The sequence below is a fragment of the Mycobacterium sp. E2238 genome, from assembly GCF_001672665.1.
Lineage (GTDB): Bacteria > Actinomycetota > Actinomycetes > Mycobacteriales > Mycobacteriaceae > Mycobacterium.
This window is the reverse complement of record NZ_LZKF01000261.1, coordinates 1-15675: the sequence shown is the minus strand read 5'-3', so window position 1 is coordinate 15675 and position 15675 is coordinate 1. Positions and strand designations below refer to the sequence as shown.

Sequence of the window (15675 nt, the reverse complement as noted above, 5' to 3'; positions counted from 1 at the left end):
TTGGCCGGCTCGAGGGCCTCGTCGAGAACTGACGGGGCTTTTGGCCGCAAGCGCCGTTTCGGGTGTGCGCCCACGGCTTTCGGTGTGCGCTCACGGCGGCGACACGCCGACGACCTCCGCCGTGGACGCACATGGACGGCCGCTGCGGCGGGCCTGGGCAAACAAGAGATGAACAATCGGGGCCGACTCGCCGCGACATATCCGCAGTTCAGAGGCTCGAACCTGGCCGAATCCTGTGGGCGCGCCGCCAAAATCCGTAAAGATCGCGAAACGTGACACCGAGGAGTTTGACCCGGTCGGACCCGTCGTGCATTATCGGTCGGGTATGCACCTCGTTAGGTGAGGCGTCTACACGAATACAGGCCACTGACCCCGAACGTCGAAAGACGCCCCGGGTCAGGACAGCTCCTCCCGGCTTAAGGGTTGAGCCCAGGTGGCTTCCGGAATACCGGACACGTCGTGTGGTGCCGAAGCTCTGACGAGAGGGGTGCGGATCTCCGACGGTCGTCGGGTTTTCGCTCCTCATGCTGCGCGCAAATCGCGTGCGGATAACCGCACGCTTTCGTGACCGCGAGGAGGTGAGGGACACATGAGTTCCAGTGACAGTCCGGACCGAAGTCCGAACTCCGTCTCGTCCCGATCCGGTCTCCGGCACGACGTTCTCAGCTGAGCGTCGCAACGCTAAGTGGCTTATCGGCCAAGCGTTCTGGGATCGGAACCGCGACGGGACGGGACGCGTCAGTCCAGTTAGTCCCCGTTAGAAATCCCCTCCAGGAGGCGACCATGACCGCAGCTCTGTACGACGAAGTGGTGACCCAAGCGCCCGCCCGCACGCTGACGGTGGTGCGCGACGTCGAGACGACCCGGGCCCCGGCCCCGAAGAAGACCCCCAGCAAGGCGATCAAGCAGCCCATCCTCGCCGGCGACCCGCTGGTGGAGGGCGCCACCCGCCTGTTGAGCGTCCCCCTGCGGCACTTCTACGCGGCGCTGTGGCGCGTCGGCGTGCTCGAGGTGCAGGCCTGATCCGATGAACAGCGACCAACCGAGGCTCCAAGGGGCTACCCGGCCGCAGGTCTTTCCTGAGGCCAGGTAGCCCCTTGGGGTGCTCCGCCTGAGTAGAATCGACCCACTGGCGTTGATCCGGCATCACCGGGGAGCCTTCGGAAGAACAGCCGGCTTCTTTCTCTGGCCAGCTCAGTAGAACCGAACGGGTGGGCCCGTCACAGCCTCCAACGAGCGGCCACGCGGCAGCGTGGCAAGCGGGGTGGTACCGCGGCGCTCGCGCAGGCAGCGCGTCGTCGTCCCCGGCCTCACCATAGGCACGCAGGAGACGACGCTTTGACAGAAAACGCTGAAGCCAGGGCCTATCCCAAACTGGCGAGCGGCGCACCCGACTTCCCGGCCCTCGAACTCGAGGTCCTCGACTACTGGGCCCGCGACGACACCTTCCGGGCCAGCATCGCCCGCCGCGAGGGCGCCGAAGAATACGTCTTCTACGACGGCCCGCCCTTCGCCAACGGGCTGCCGCACTATGGGCACCTGCTCACCGGCTACGTGAAGGACATCGTCCCGCGGTACCGCACCATGCGCGGCTACAAGGTGGAGCGCCGTTTCGGCTGGGACACCCACGGGCTGCCCGCCGAGCTCGAGGTCGAGCGCCAGCTGGGCATCAACGACAAATCGCAGATCGACGACATGGGGATCGCCGCGTTCAACGACGCGTGCCGGGAATCGGTGTTGCGCTACACCGACGAGTGGCGGGCCTACGTCACCCGCCAGGCCCGCTGGGTCGACTTCGACAACGATTACAAGACGCTCGACCTGTCCTACATGGAGTCGGTGATCTGGGCGTTCAAGCAACTCTGGGACAAGGGCCTGGCCTACGAGGGCTACCGGGTGCTGCCCTACTGCTGGCGCGACGAAACCCCGCTGTCCAACCACGAATTGCGCATGGACGACGACGTCTACCAGAGCCGCCAGGACCCGGCGCTCACCGTGGGTTTCAAGGTGGTCGGCGGTGCGTTGGACGGCTCCTATCTGCTGGTGTGGACGACCACGCCGTGGACGCTGCCGTCCAACCTGGCGGTCGCGGTCAACCCGGAGGTCACCTACGTCGAGGTCCGGGCCGGCGACCACCGCTTCGTGCTGGCGCAGCCAAGGCTGGCCGCCTACGCCCGCGAGCTCGGTGAGGAACCCGAGATCCTGAGCACCTCCCTCGGGGCCGACCTGCTCGGCACCCGCTACCTGCCGCCGTTCCCGTATTTCATGGACAGCCCCAAGGCTTTTCAGGTGCTGCCCGGCGAGTTCGTCACCACCGAGGACGGCACCGGCATCGTCCACATGGCGCCGGCCTACGGCGAGGACGACATGGCCACCACCGACAAGGTCGGCATCGTGGCCGTCACCCCGGTCGATTCCAAGGGCCGCTTCGACGCGACGGTCCCGGATTACCAGGGCCAGCACGTCTTTGATGCCAACCCGCACATCATCCGCGACCTGAAGAACGGCACCGGCCCGGCCGCGGCGAACGGCGCGGTGCTGCTGGGGCACGAGACCTACGAGCACCCCTACCCGCACTGCTGGCGCTGCCGCAACCCGCTGATCTACCGGGCGGTGTCGTCGTGGTTCGTCGCGGTCACAGCATTCCGCGACCGCATGGTCGAGCTCAACCAGCAGATCACCTGGTACCCCGAACACGTCAAGGACGGCCAGTTCGGCAAGTGGCTGCAGGGTGCCCGCGACTGGTCGATCTCCCGAAACCGCTACTGGGGCAGTCCCATTCCGGTGTGGAAATCCGACGACCCGGCCTACCCGCGCATCGATGTATACGGCAGCCTCGACGAGCTGGAGCGCGACTTCGGGGTCCGGCCCACCAACCTGCACAGGCCCTACGTCGACGAGCTGACTCGCCCCAATCCCGACGACCCGACCGGCCGCAGCACCATGCGGCGCATCCCCGACGTGCTCGACGTGTGGTTCGACTCGGGCTCCATGCCGTACGCCCAGGTGCACTACCCGTTCGAGAACCGCGACTGGTTCGACACCCACTACCCGGGCGACTTCATCGTCGAATACATCGGCCAGACCCGCGGCTGGTTCTACACGCTGCACGTGCTGGCCACCGCGCTCTTCGACCGGCCATCATTCAAAACCTGTGTTGCGCATGGCATTGTGCTGGGTTCCGACGGGCAGAAGATGAGCAAGTCGCTGCGCAACTACCCGGACGTGTCCGAGGTGTTCGACCGCGACGGCTCCGACGCCATGCGGTGGTTCCTGATGGCCTCGCCGATCCTGCGCGGCGGCAACCTGATCGTCACCGAGCAGGGCATCCGCGAGGGTGTGCGCCAGGTCCTGCTGCCGCTGTGGAACGCCTACAGCTTCCTGGCTCTCTACGCGCCCAAAGTCGGCACCTGGCGCACCGACTCGCGGCAGGTGCTGGACCGCTACATCCTGGCCAAGCTCGCCGAACTGCGCGACAACCTCACCCGGGAAATGGACACCTGCGACATCTCCCGGGCCTGCGAGCAGCTGCGCCAGTTCACCGAAGCGTTGACGAATTGGTATGTGCGCCGGTCGCGTTCGCGGTTCTGGGAGGAAGACGCGGACGCCATCGATACCCTGCACACCGTGCTCGAGGTGACGGCCAGGCTGGCCGCCCCGCTCCTTCCGTCGGTCACCGAGATCATCTGGCGTGGCCTCAGCGGCGGCCGCTCGGTGCACCTGACCGACTGGCCGGAAGAAGGGGTGGTGCCCGCGGACCCCGACCTGGTCGCCGCGATGGACCAGGTCCGCGAAGTGTGCTCGGCGGCGTCGTCCCTGCGCAAGGCCAAGAAGCTGCGAGTGCGCCTGCCGCTGCCGAAATTGACTGTTGCGGTGAATGATCCGCAGCGGCTGGCGCCGTTCACCGACCTGATCGCCGACGAGCTCAACGTCAAGAGCGTCGAGCTGACCGACGCCATCGACACCTACGGGCGGTTCGAGCTCACCGTCAACGCCCGGGCGGCCGGTCCGCGGCTGGGCAAGGACGTGCAGGCCGCCATCAAGGCGGTGAAGGCGGGGGAGGGCGTCGTCAACCCCGACGGCACGCTGAGCGCGGGGCCCGCGGTGCTACAACCCGAGGAGTACAGCTCGCGGCTGGTCGCCGCCGACCCCGAGTTCACCGCGGCGCTGCCCGACGGGGTGGGGCTGGTGGTGCTGGACGGCACCGTCACCCCGGAGCTGGAGGCCGAGGGTTGGGCCAAGGACCGCATCCGCGAGCTGCAGGAGCTGCGCAAGTCGACGGGCCTGGACGTGTCCGACCGGATTTCCGTGGTGATGTCGGTGCCGGGCGAGCGGGCGGACTGGGCGCGCACGCACCGCGACCTGATCGCCGGTGAGATCCTGGCCACCAGCTTCGAATTCGGCGACCCGGCCGACGGCGCGGACATCGGCGACGGCGTCCGGGTGAGCATCGCCAAGGTCTAGCGGCCGTCAGGGGCACATGAAGGCGATCGGGGGGCACGGGTTGGGCCGGATGCCCTCGACGACCGTCCAGGCTCCCACGTAGTGGTAGTCATGGCAGACGCCCATGTCCCAATTGATCGGCACATCGGAGCGCGGCAGGCTCTGGCCGGGGCACCATTGGTGATTGCCGAACGCATCGGCCGCGGCAGTGCCCGTGGCCAGGCCAAGGCCTGACGCCGCGGCGCTGCTCGACAACAGTGCTATCACGATGGCGCGCTTGAGGGTGCTGGTCATGGACTCTTCCTTTCGTTCGTTCGCGGGGCCCGATTTCCGGGCGACTCAGACGGTTAACCGTCGGATCGGCTACCGATCCCAACCCAAATCCGAGCCGGGAGAGTGATTCCCGGCAGGTGAAACGGGGAGAGCCGGGGCCTTCGATCGGTCATCTGCCCAGTGTGCTCAACCGGACGGTCGCGGCGCATGAGGTGTTCACCCCATTTTTGGGCCCGCACCGGTGCCGGTTCAGGGCGTCGTGATCGAGGCCCGTGACTTGGCGTAAGCCGCGGCGGCTTGGGTGCGGTTGCGGACGCCGAGCTTGGCGAGGATCGAACCGACGTGGCGGTTGGCGGTCTTCGGACTTATGAAGAGGACGGCGGCGATGTCGGCGTCGCTGTGGCCGTCGGCGAGCAATTCGAGCACCTCCCGCTCGCGCTCGGTGAGGCCGTCCGGGTCGGCGATCGTCTTCTTCCGGCGGCTGTCAGGGACACGCCCGGTCAGGGCCGCAAGTCGCTGCGCGGCGCGGCGCGCCGCGGCGCGCGCTCCCAACCGGCGAAACGCATCGCGCGCGTCCTCGACGGCGGCGATGTCTCCGCCCAATTGCGCGACGGCCGCGTCGTACGGGCAGCCGCGCCGGGCCCATTCGGCAGCGGCGACCCGCCAATCCCCGCTGGTTTCAAGGTCGTAGGGCGTATGGCTGTCGCCCCCCGGGGCGCCGTCGACCCGGCCACCGGACAACAGGGCCCACCGGCGCAGGCGACCCACCAGCCAAGGATCCGGCCGGCCGGCCGCGGCCGCGGCTAGACCGGTCTCGGCGTGCACGCGCGCCGCATCGTCGTCACCGGACAGCCACGCCGCTTCGGCGTGGGCCGCCCACACGGCACCAAGACGGAAGAGGTCCCGCGGGTCGGGGTCGCCCAGCGCGTCGTCGAGCAGGTCCGCAACCGATTGCTCGCCCCGTCGCGCGCGGATCAACGCGACGGTGATCAGCGGGAGGATTCGCGCGGTGGAGTTCAGCGCCGGCCAGCTCAACAGGTCCTCGGCGCAGGCCAGGGCGTCGTCCCAGTCGCCGCGGTGCATCCGGACAAGCGCGGCCGCTCCGACCGGAAACGGGTGATAGACGTGGATATCGTGGTCCGCGCAGAACTCCGCGGATTCCGGGGTGTAGGCGTCGGCGCGCTCGAGGTCGTGGTGCAGCGCGGCGGTCCAGGACAGCAGCGCCCCGGCGAGGCCGGCGTTTTCGGCCATCCCGTCGGTCGCCATGCTCTCCCGCCATACCGCCTCGAGCTCCTCCCATCCCCCCTCGGCGCGGACCACGCCGGCCAGCGCCTGGAATATCCGGGCCCTGACCACCGCCGCGGGATCTGACAGCTGGGTGCCCAACGCGATGGCCCGGGACGCATAGTCTTCACCTCCCGCCTCGTAGCAGACGGCGGCAAGCTGAGCCATGTTCACCAGCGACCACGCCAGTTGTGAACAGGGACCTACGGTTTCGAGCAGCCGCAGCGAATCGCGCCCGGCCTCGATCGCTTCCGTCCGGCGTCCCAGCGGCCACAGCATGAAGGACAGCCACTGCAGGTCGTCCCCTTCGGCCAGGGCGTCGCCCATGGCGCGCCGCAGCGCGATCGCCTCGCGAAACGATTGCGCGGCAGCGTCGGTGACGCCCGTGTAGTAGCTGGCGATGGCGTGTTGCTCGAGCCACACGACTTTCTCCGCGTCGGCGACGGTTTCGGCGTAACGCAATGCCATCGCATACAGGTCGGCCGCTTCACGGTGAGCTCCCAAAGCCAACGCTCGACGGGCGGCTGCTGGACCATAGGTGATGACCGCGCCCGCCACCCCTGCCTGGTCAGCGTGAAACGCCAACGCTCCCAGCATTTCCGGGGCCGGGGGGTGATCGGACAACGAGGTGAGCACGCGCTCGTGCAACTCGCGGCGCTGATAGTCGGGAATGATGTCGAGCACGGCGCGGCGCGCCAGCTCGTGACGAAAGCCCACGGTGTCGCTGTCGGCGACGAGAATGCCGGCGCTGACGCACTCGGCAAGCCCGTCGGCCGCGGCGGGGCACACCTTCTGCACGAGCGCAATCCGGGGACGGGCGCCGCACACCGCGGCGGCGTGGGCCGTTTCGCGCCCGGCGTCGGAGATTCGCGCAAGCCTGCCCCACACCGCTTCGAACACGGTGCGCGGCAACGCATCGACGGCGAAGACGTCCGAGCCGGCGGCCAGCACCTCGGTCACGTAGAACGGGTTTCCACCGGTGAGCCGGTGCAGTGCGGCGGCGTTGATGCCGGTGCCCGCGGCCAGCTGGGCCACCCCGGCCGCGCTCAGCGGGGCCAGCGATATCCGGCTCACCGCCTTCGACGTCGCCAGGTCGCCCAGCAGCACGGCCAGGGGATGGTCTTCGCCGATCTCGTCGTGGCGATAGGAAACAAGCAACAGCACGGGCAGCGCCGCGATCCGGCGGGACAGGAAGCGCAGCAGGTCAAGCGTGGCGCCGTCGGCCCAGTGGGCGTCTTCGATCACGCACACCCACGGGCCGCCGCAGGCGAAGAGCGCGAGCAACCGCGCATACACCGATTCGGTGTCGCCCGTGTCGACGGCGGCGCGCATCGCCTCCGCCGGCGCATATGCCGTGCCGGCCAACATGTCCAGTAACGGGCCCAGCGGGCGCGGCGCGCTCAACGGATCGCACCAGCCCTCCAACACCGCCGCCGAGTCGCCCAGCCTGGCGACGAACCGCGCGATGACGGAGGTCTTACCCGCGCCCGCCTCGCCGCGCAGCAAGACCACGCGTCCGCTGCCGCCGGCCGCCGCGCGTCTGAGCCCTGCCAGCTCCCTGAGCACCGCGTCGCGCTCGATCAGCTCATCCGATCCCAACACCCGCCGTCCCCTCCGGTGCAGCTACCCGCGGCCTGCGCGAAGGCGCCGCGGGCAAACGTCCAGGCCCGCGCTTCAGAGGGAAGACCGCCGGGGCCAACCGCGGATCGGGCACACCCACTGCGGTCGTCAGCAAACCGTCGTCAGCGCGAATGCGCTAGAGCTTAGCCGGGGTTGACCCCGCGCGCCGCGCAACGGTGCGCGACGTGCCGCGGTCGGCCGGCGCCCCCGGGCCGCGCCCACCAGCCCTCGCGACTCAGATCGCCGCGATGATCTCGGCCCGCTTGCGGGTGTAATCGGCATCGGTGATCGCCCCGGCCGCACGCAGCTCCTCGAGCTCCCGCAGGCGCTCGGCGGCCGGGCGTTGCGGCGCGGCGCCCGCGACGATGTCTTCGAGCCGCCGGCCGCCGATGACGATGTTCGGCCCGGCACCTGGCGGCGCCGGCGCCGCGCCCAGCGCGTCGACGATGCGTTGGCCCGCCTCGTCCTTGGCGATGACGAAGGCATGCGGCAGGCCCGGGATGCGCTGGCCGGAAGCCGCCCGCTGCGCGGCGATCTGCTGCGCCACCCGGCCGCTGTCGCCGTCGATCGGCAGCCACAGCGTGATGATCTGCCGGTCGTCGGGCAGCCCGCGCGCCCTGGCCGACACGTCGTTGCCGGCCTGGGCCCGAAAGCCCGAGCGATCCCACGCCTTGAGCACGTTGCCGGCCACCAGGACTCCGCGGTGCTGCTTGTCTTCGAGCGCGTAGACGCCAGACGCGGTGACGGCCAGGATGAAACTCTTCGGTAGGCCGGTGCCGTTAGGCACGCTTCGCCAATTCACCTCGCCCCCGGCCGACGGATACATCTGCATGGCTTTGGTCGACGTCTGCTCGCATCGCGTGGCCGCCTCAACCGGTTGACGCAGGATTTCCGCCGCCACGGCGGCGGCCTGCTGGTTGAGCGCCGGGTCGTGCTGCGCGCGGGCCCTGAACTTCATGGTCGTTCCTTTCGCGGGTGCCCTCAGGCGATGTTCTGCATCGGTATGCCAGCGAACCGTCCCGGCCGCGCTCCCGATCCCAACAATTCGGCCTCGGTGGCGCCGGCCCCCCGTCTCACCGGGTCTCGTCTTGCCGAAACCGTCGGGCTGAGATGCATTGCGCGACAGCGTCATACCCTTCGTCCAGCGCTACCATTCCCCGATTGGTGGGATGCCAATTGTCGGGCTTTCCCTCGCCCCCGACGCTCAGGTAGACCAGTTCGCTGTGCTCCAACACCTGCAGGGCCTCGCGCACGGGCGCGACCAGCTTCTTGGAACTCATGGCTCGCTGGCCGCGGGAGGTGAACTCCGCCCGGCGCAGCACCCATTTGATGAAGTCGTACTGGGTCAGCGGTTTGCCGCGCTTAGGCCCGTCGGGTCCGAATGCGGCCATGAGTTGCGCGGCCAGCTCCTCCGTGGGCGGCAATGCGACCAGGCGGGCGAACTCGGTGTCTCTGGCGCGCCGTGCCTCGGCCCGCGCCGCCTTCAGGGTTCTCAACAATGACACGGCAGTCCTTTCGCGTCCCATTCCCGAGCGCTCGCCAACTACTGTGCACGAGCGCACCGCTTCGGCGCATGAGGTATTCGCCGCATATTCGGCCTGACGCGGAGAACGCGTGGGGGTCGCGAAGAAAGAAGTTCCGAAAAAAGTGTCCGCGCCGCCGGGGCTGGCTGCTCCTACCTGTGACGGCGACCCACCGGGGGTCGCGACCACAGTTTGAGGAACACGCCATGAGCACCATCGAAGGCTTCCAGTCGACGACCTTCGCCGCCGACCCATACGACGATCTGACCGTCGCCGAGGCGTGGGCGTCGAGCCCGCTGGGCGACCCCGAGATCGAGGACGGTTCGCTGTCCGAGCCCGTCAAGAGTGCGGACTCCTCGACCCCGAAGCCACGTTCGAGGGCGACAAACGCCCTGGTGGCCGGGGCCCTGGTCGGAGCGCTCGGAGCGGTCACCGGGCTCGGCCTGATGCTCGTCGACGGGTGGGGCTCCAAGGACCAGAGGCCTGCCGTCGTGGTTCCGAATTCCAGCGTCGGTTCGGTGACGCCGGCCCCCAGCGCCGTTGCGCCGCCGGCCCCGGCGCCCACCCCTCCCGACGCCGAGCACGTCTCGCCCGCACCCGTCAGCGGTGGGGACACACCCGTCGCGGTCGGGCCCGCGCCGGCGCCCGTGGCGGCCCCGGCCGGTCCCCCCGCCCCGGCCGATCCGGGCGCCCCGCCGCCTCCTCCCAACGTGACCGTCAACGTCCCGCCGGTGATCGTGCCCGTGCCCGTGCCGATTCCGGTGCCACCCAAGCAAGGCGGCAGTCAGCAGGGCGGCGGCCAGCCCGCCCCGAGCGGTGGCGGCCACCCCCCGATCGAGTGTTTCGCCTGTCACCCGCCGCAACCGGTCCACCCGCCGCAACCGGTCCACCCGCAGCCGATCCACCCGGAGCCGCTGCAGCATCCCTGAGATCGCCGCCGCTGCGGGTTACGCGCGCGAGCGCAGCGCCCGGTGGGCGTGCGGCCAGAACGGCATACCCGCGACGACCGTCGCGCCGGTGGCGATGAGGCCGACCGCGACGTCGACGCTCTCGCGGCCCTCGCGCGCCCAGTAGACATCCTTGAGGTCCAAGAGCAGGGCGAGTTCGTCGACGATCATCGCGTTCGCGGCGCCGTACGCGATGGCCGCTACCGGATGCCGGCGTTGCCTGTCGGTTCCGCGCAGGCCCACGCCGCCCACCGTCGCGAGCATCCCGATGCCGATGTTGTAGTGGTGAAAGTGCCTCCCGCCCATCGACATACCACCACCCGACGGGCCGTGGCCGGCGCGGATCCAGTGCGTGAGCGCCCGCAGTCCGGCGAACGTGAGGGTGAACGACGTCCAGGCCAGCACGGTGGCCTGCTCGCCGGGCTGCAGCCGCTGATCCCATTGATGGCGCAGGCGCTCCCAGCGAGACCTCGACGCGTCGGTGCCGTCAGCCTCCATACCCAACGACGCTAGACCAATAGCATTTCGAAGTGTGGAGTCCCGTTGGGTGCTGCACCTGGACATGGATGCGTTCTTCGCCTCGGTCGAACAACTCACCCGGCCGACCCTGCGCGGGCGCCCGGTGCTGGTGGGCGGCCTGGGCGGGCGCGGCGTGGTCGCCGGGGCCAGCTACGAAGCCCGCGTGTACGGCGCCCGCTCCGCCATGCCGATGCATCAGGCCCGCCGCCTGATCGGCGTGACCGCGGTGGTGCTGCCGCCGCGCGGGGTGGTGTACGGGGTGGCCAGCCGGCGGGTCTTCGACACGGTGCGCAGCGTGGTGCCGGTGGTCGAGCAGCTGTCTTTCGACGAGGGCTTCGGCGAACCGGCCCGCCTCGCCGGCGCGTCCGCCGAGGACGTCGAGGCGTTCTGCGAGGACCTGCGCCGACGGGTGCGCGCCGAGACCGGCCTGATCGCTTCGGTCGGCGCCGGCTCGGGCAAGCAGATCGCCAAGATCGCGTCGGGCCTGGCCAAGCCCGACGGCATTCGGGTGGTCCGGCGCGCCGAGGAGCGGTCGCTGCTCGGCGGGTTGCCGGTGCGGCGGCTGTGGGGCATCGGTCCGGTCGCCGAGGAGAAGCTGAATCGACTCGGCATCGACACCATCGGTCAGCTGGCCGCGCTGACCGACGCCGAGGCCGCCAACATCCTGGGCGCGACGATCGGGCCGGCGCTGCACCGCCTGGCGCTCGGCATCGACGACCGGCCCGTCGCCGAGCGCGCCGAAGCCAAACAGATCAGCTCCGAGTCCACCTTCGCCGTCGACCTGACCAGCCTCGAGCAGCTGCGTGAGGCGATCGACCCGATCGCCGAGCACGCGCATCAGCGGCTGCTGCGCGACGGCCGCGGCGCCCGCACGGTCACGGTGAAGCTGAAGAAGTCCGACATGAGCACGCTGACCCGCTCGGCGACTCTGCCCTACGCGACGACCGAGCCCGGCGCGCTCGTCGCGGTGGCCCGGCGGCTGCTGCTGGATCCCCGTGAGATCGGGCCGATTCGCCTACTGGGCGTGGGCTTTTCGGGGTTGAGCGACGTGCGCCAGGAGTCGCTGTTCCCCGATCTGGACCTGGCGGGGGAGACCTCGGAGGAATATCCAGTCGAGACCGCGGCCGAGGCCATGTTCGCACCGGTGGCCGAAGCGGGGTCGCCGTGGCGGGTGGGCGACGACGTGTCGCACCGCGAGCTCGGGCACGGCTGGGTGCAGGGCGCGGGCCACGGCGTGGTCACCGTGCGGTTCGAGACCCGCGCCTCGGGGCCGGGCGCGGCGCGGACGTTCCCCGCCGACACCGCCGAGCTGACCAAGGCGAACCCGGTCGACTCCCTGGACTGGCCGGACTACCTGGGCGCGCTCGAAGCCGACATGTCAGCCCCAGCGGGCGATGACGTCGCCGACCGGTAGCCGCGCGGCCAGCGCGGCCATCATCAGCACCCGGGCCTGCGGCGGCCGCAGCCTGGGCACCATCACCGCGCCGGCGGCCGCCATATCGTGGCCGGGCCCGTAGCTGGCGCCGACCCGCCCGCCCGGGACGCGGGTGGACACCGCCACGGCGACCCCGGCCCGGCAATGGCGGGCCACCGCCCCGACCACCGCGTCGCCGGCGTTACCCGAACCCAGCGCCTCGAGCACCAGGCCCCGCGCCCCGGCGGCCACGCACGCGTCCAGGGCCACCCCGTCGCTGCCCAGGTAGGCGGCGACGATGTCCACCCGGGGCGCGTCCGCCGCGGTGAGCTCGCCGAGCTGGGGCCGGGTCTTGGTGCCGGCCAGCGTGACGCCGCCATTCACGGTGCCGATCAGCTCACCGGCGAAGCCGCTCAGGTCGTTGGTCGCCACCTTCGTCAGGCCCAGGGGCTGCAGCACCCGGCCGGCGAAACACAGCAGGACGCCAAGGCCGCGGGCGCCGGGGTGCCCCGCCACGGCCAGAGCGGCGCGCAGGTTGGCCGGGCCGTCGGCGTCGGGCGCGTCGGCGCTGCGCATCGCCCCGGTGAGGACCACCGGGACGTCGCCCGCGTGGGTGAGCTCGAGCCACAGCGCGCTCTCCTCCATGGTGTCGGTGCCGTGCGTGACCACCACACCGTCGGCGCCGCCGTCGATCGCCGACCGCACGGCGCCGCGGATCCGGTCCCAATCGGCCGGCACCAGCTGGGAGCTGTCCAACGCCAGCGCGTCGACGACGTCGACGTCGAGACCGGCCGCCAAGTCGGCCGCGCCGTACGAGGGCCGGTGCACGCCGTCCGCGCCGGTGCCGGTCGATATCGTGCCTCCGGTGGCGATGACGGTGAGCCGGCCCATGGTGAGATCATCGCGCACGCCGACCGCGAACATCGGCCAGCCCGCGTCCGCATTGGGGGATGATGTGAGAGTGCCCGAGGAACCCACCGGATCCACTGAGCCCGTGACGTCCACCGACGAGGCCGCCGACGACGCCGCCGCCGCCGACCCGAAGCGGCCGCCGAGGCGGCTGCGCCTGCTGCTGTCGGTCGCGGCGATCGTCTTGGCCCTGGACGTCGTCACCAAGGTGCTCGCCGTCAAACTTTTGCCCCCCGGCCAGCCGGTGCCGATCATCGGCGACACGGTGACCTGGACGTTGGTGCGCAATTCCGGGGCCGCGTTCTCGATGGCGACGGGATACACCTGGGCGCTGACGCTGATCGCCACCGCAGTGGTGGCCGGGATCTTCTGGATGGGACGCCGGCTGGTGTCGCCCTGGTGGGCGGTCGGGCTGGGGATGATCCTCGGCGGCGCCATGGGCAACCTGGTGGATCGCTTCTTCCGGGCGCCCGGGCCGCTGCGCGGCCATGTCGTGGACTTCCTGTCGGTCGGCTGGTGGCCGGTGTTCAACGTCGCCGACCCCTCGGTGGTGGGCGGCGCCATCCTGCTGGTGGTGCTGTCGATCTTCGGCTACGACTTCGACACCGTGGGCAGGCGCAGGCCGACCAGCGCGAATGACTGACCGTTCCATGCCGGTGCCCGAGGGGCTGGCGGGCATGCGCGTGGATGCGGGGCTGGCGCGCCTGCTGGGGCTGTCCCGCAGCGCCGCGGCCGCCCTGGCCGAGGACGGCGGGGTGGAGCTGGACGGCGTGCAGGCCGGCAAATCCGACCGGCTGACCGGCGGCGCCTGGCTGCAGGTGCGCCTGCCCGAAGCCTCGGCGCCGGTGGAGAACACGCCGGTCGACATCGAGGGCATGACGATCCTGTATTCCGACGACGACATCGTCGCGGTCGACAAGCCGGCCGCGGTGGCCGCGCATGCGTCGGTCGGGTGGACCGGGCCCACGGTGCTCGGCGGGCTGGCCGCCGCCGGCTACCGGATCACCACCTCGGGCGTGCCGGAGCGGCAGGGCATCGTGCACCGCCTCGACGTTGGAACCTCCGGGGTGATGGTGGTGGCGCTGTCGGAGCGCGCCTACACCGTCCTGAAGCGCGCGTTCAAACAGCGCACGGTGGACAAGCGCTATCACGCGCTGGTGCAGGGGCATCCGGACCCGTCGAGCGGGACGATCGACGCGCCGATCGGGCGGCACCGCGGTGGCGAGTGGAAGTTCGCCGTCACCAAGGACGGCCGGCACAGCCTCACCCATTACGACACCATCGAAGCCTTTCACGCCGCCAGCCTGCTCGACGTGCACCTGGAAACCGGTCGCACGCACCAGATTCGGGTGCACTTCTCCGCGCTGCACCACCCGTGCTGCGGCGACCTCGTCTACGGGGCTGATCCGAAACTCGCGAAAAGGCTTGGGCTCCAACGGCAGTGGCTGCACGCCCGGTCGCTGTCGTTCGCCCACCCGGCGGACGGCAGGCGGATGGAGATCGTCAGCCCCTACCCCGCCGATCTGCAGCACGCGCTGGACGTGCTGCGCGCCGAGGGCTGATCACCTGATGGTCGTGACCCGTCCCCCGCGCTTCGCTGGGGGTGCCCCCAGCGCCCGGCTTCGCCGCGCTTGCGATCACTCGGCCGGCTTGCGCGCCTCGACGAGCAGCCGCACGGAGTGCGCGACGAAGGGGCCGTCGGCCTCGATGCGCTCGTGCAATTCGCGCAGCCGCTCCCGGTAGGCGCCGACCGTGAAGTCTGGCACCGTCCAAATCACCTTGCGCAGGAAGTAGATAACGGCGCCGATGTCGAAGAACTCGGCCCGCATTCGTTCCATGCGGATATCGACGATGTCCATCCCGGCGGCCTCGGCTTCGGCGCTCTGGACGTCGGGGTGTAGCTCGGCCCATTTCTCCGGCTGCGGCCCGATGAAGTATTCGACGAGTTCGGCCATGGTCGCCGGCCCGATCTGCTGGGCGAAGTAGGTGCCGCCCGGTCGCAGCACCCGGGCGATCTCGGGCCACCGCACCGCGATCGGGTGGCGGCTGGTCACCAGGTCGAAGGCCGCGTCGGCGAACGGCAACCGCGGCTCGCCCCCGGTCAGCACGACCACAACGCCGCGGGGATGCAGGCGTTGGGTGGCCAGGGCCGCATTGGGCGGCCATGACTCCGTCGCGGCCATCGTGCGCGGAAATCTCTCGGCGCCGGAGAGCACTTCGCCGCCCCCGGTGTCGATGTCGCAGGCGGCCGACACGCTCGCCAGCCGTTGGCTCATCTGCCGCTGGTAACCCCACGACGGGCGTTCTTCGGTGGCCCGCCCGTCCAGCCAGGAGAAGTCCCAGCCGTCGACGGGAGCCGCGTCCGCCTCAGCCACGAGGTCGTCGAATGTGCGACCCATGCCCAGCATGCTAGGCACGCTCACGGCGCGCGGCAGACGAATTTGGTGCCGTTCAAATCGAGCTTGACCTCGCCCTGGTGCTCCCAGTACTCGTAACCCTGCCGGCCGTATCGGGCGCCGCTGCCCGAGGGCTCGAGGAAGAGGATCTCCTGGTTGCCCTTCCAGTTGAGCACCGCCGCCGGCGGGTCGAGGTCGTTGTAGAACTGCGCGGTCAACGGCCCCGCGTCGGCGGGGCACTGGTAGGTGACGACGGGCGGGCTCAGGGTGCCGGGGTCGGCGATGGCCAGTTCGTCCAGCCGCGTCTGATACACCTCGACCAGGCAGGTGCGCGCTTCGGGGTTCTG

14 protein-coding genes and 1 riboswitch are annotated in these 15675 nt (G+C 70.3%); of the genes, 6 read left to right on the top strand and 8 right to left on the bottom strand.

The annotated features are described in order from the left end of the window. Window positions 1-324 precede the first annotated feature (324 nt). Window positions 325-494, top strand: a riboswitch (M-box (ykoK) riboswitch). 289 nt (window positions 495-783) lie between these two features. Together A5711_RS25560 and ileS are read left to right on the top strand one after the other, a co-directional pair. Next, window positions 784-1023 carry an Rv1535 family protein gene (locus tag A5711_RS25560; RefSeq protein ID WP_067951415.1) on the top strand — a complete coding sequence of 80 codons (240 nt, stop codon included), beginning with the start codon at window positions 784-786 and terminating at the stop codon, window positions 1021-1023. 315 nt (window positions 1024-1338) lie between these two features. Continuing rightward, window positions 1339-4464 carry an isoleucine--tRNA ligase gene (gene ileS / locus A5711_RS25555; RefSeq protein WP_067951413.1) on the top strand — a complete coding sequence of 1042 codons (3126 nt, stop codon included), beginning with the start codon at window positions 1339-1341 and terminating at the stop codon, window positions 4462-4464. Window positions 4465-4470: 6 nt separating this feature from the next. Here ileS and A5711_RS25550 read toward each other — a convergent pair whose 3' ends face one another. From A5711_RS25550 to A5711_RS25535, 4 genes are all read right to left on the bottom strand, one after another. After that, entirely contained in the window at window positions 4471-4737 is a 267-nt protein-coding gene (locus A5711_RS25550) for a hypothetical protein (RefSeq protein ID WP_067951411.1), read from the bottom strand. A 228-nt stretch (window positions 4738-4965) separates the two neighbouring features. Further along, on the bottom strand, window positions 4966-7602 hold the full coding sequence (locus A5711_RS25545) for an AAA family ATPase (protein ID WP_156745055.1): 2637 nt from the start codon (window positions 7600-7602) through the stop codon (window positions 4966-4968). 253 nt (window positions 7603-7855) lie between these two features. Then, window positions 7856-8578 carry an SHOCT domain-containing protein gene (locus tag A5711_RS25540; protein WP_067951409.1) on the bottom strand — a complete coding sequence of 241 codons (723 nt, stop codon included), beginning with the start codon at window positions 8576-8578 and terminating at the stop codon, window positions 7856-7858. A 115-nt stretch (window positions 8579-8693) separates the two neighbouring features. After that, window positions 8694-9116 (bottom strand): hypothetical protein, encoded by a 423-nt coding sequence (locus tag A5711_RS25535; protein ID WP_156745054.1) that lies wholly within the window; start codon window positions 9114-9116, stop codon window positions 8694-8696. Between the two features lie 233 nt (window positions 9117-9349). Between A5711_RS25535 and A5711_RS27095 the strand changes: the two genes are divergently transcribed. Then, window positions 9350-10072, top strand: coding sequence for a hypothetical protein (locus A5711_RS27095; protein ID WP_067951405.1), 723 nt, complete (start codon window positions 9350-9352; stop codon window positions 10070-10072). Between the two features lie 18 nt (window positions 10073-10090). Here the strand turns inward: A5711_RS27095 and A5711_RS25525 are convergent, their stop codons facing one another. After that, on the bottom strand, window positions 10091-10588 hold the full coding sequence (locus A5711_RS25525; RefSeq protein ID WP_067951403.1) for a hypothetical protein: 498 nt from the start codon (window positions 10586-10588) through the stop codon (window positions 10091-10093). Between the two features lie 49 nt (window positions 10589-10637). Here A5711_RS25525 and A5711_RS25520 point away from each other — a divergent pair, with 49 nt between their 5' ends. Then, a complete protein-coding gene (locus A5711_RS25520) occupies window positions 10638-12023 on the top strand; it encodes a DNA polymerase IV (RefSeq protein WP_197501002.1) in 1386 nt (461 codons plus the stop codon). Here A5711_RS25520 and A5711_RS25515 read toward each other — a convergent pair. Then, the gene (locus tag A5711_RS25515) at window positions 11988-12914 is read right to left on the bottom strand and encodes an asparaginase (RefSeq protein WP_067951420.1); all 927 of its coding nucleotides are present in this window, start codon (window positions 12912-12914) and stop codon (window positions 11988-11990) included. The genes A5711_RS25520 and A5711_RS25515 overlap by 36 nt on opposite strands. Window positions 12915-12984: 70 nt before the next feature. Between A5711_RS25515 and lspA the strand changes: the two genes are divergently transcribed. Both lspA and A5711_RS25505 read left to right on the top strand, forming a co-directional pair. Further along, window positions 12985-13575, top strand: coding sequence for a signal peptidase II (lspA, locus tag A5711_RS25510; protein ID WP_082974372.1), 591 nt, complete (start codon window positions 12985-12987; stop codon window positions 13573-13575). Beyond that, window positions 13568-14494 (top strand): RluA family pseudouridine synthase, encoded by a 927-nt coding sequence (locus A5711_RS25505; RefSeq protein ID WP_067951399.1) that lies wholly within the window; start codon window positions 13568-13570, stop codon window positions 14492-14494. The genes lspA and A5711_RS25505 overlap by 8 nt, the downstream gene beginning before the upstream one ends. 75 nt (window positions 14495-14569) lie before the next feature. On the opposite strand, the gene A5711_RS25500 is transcribed toward A5711_RS25505, so the two are convergent. Continuing rightward, a complete protein-coding gene (locus tag A5711_RS25500) occupies window positions 14570-15331 on the bottom strand; it encodes a class I SAM-dependent methyltransferase (RefSeq protein ID WP_067951417.1) in 762 nt (253 codons plus the stop codon). Between the two features lie 20 nt (window positions 15332-15351). After that, window positions 15352-15675 (bottom strand): MliC family protein (locus tag A5711_RS25495; RefSeq protein ID WP_197520806.1); only part of this gene is annotated, 324 nt, incomplete at its 5' end.

What these genes read in the sequence shown, in the direction of transcription:
- A5711_RS25525 (WP_067951403.1), bottom strand. Translation starts at nt 10,588, where the DNA reads ATGGAGGCTGACGGCACCGACGCGTCGAGGTCTCGCTGGGAGCGCCTG.
- A5711_RS25500 (WP_067951417.1), bottom strand. Translation starts at nt 15,331, where the DNA reads ATGGGTCGCACATTCGACGACCTCGTGGCTGAGGCGGACGCGGCTCCC.
- A5711_RS25540 (WP_067951409.1), bottom strand. Translation starts at nt 8,578, where the DNA reads ATGAAGTTCAGGGCCCGCGCGCAGCACGACCCGGCGCTCAACCAGCAG.
- A5711_RS25505 (WP_067951399.1), top strand. Translation starts at nt 13,568, where the DNA reads ATGACTGACCGTTCCATGCCGGTGCCCGAGGGGCTGGCGGGCATGCGC.
- A5711_RS25515 (WP_067951420.1), bottom strand. Translation starts at nt 12,914, where the DNA reads ATGGGCCGGCTCACCGTCATCGCCACCGGAGGCACGATATCGACCGGC.
- A5711_RS25560 (WP_067951415.1), top strand. Translation starts at nt 784, where the DNA reads ATGACCGCAGCTCTGTACGACGAAGTGGTGACCCAAGCGCCCGCCCGC.
- A5711_RS25550 (WP_067951411.1), bottom strand. Translation starts at nt 4,737, where the DNA reads ATGACCAGCACCCTCAAGCGCGCCATCGTGATAGCACTGTTGTCGAGC.
- A5711_RS27095 (WP_067951405.1), top strand. Translation starts at nt 9,350, where the DNA reads ATGAGCACCATCGAAGGCTTCCAGTCGACGACCTTCGCCGCCGACCCA.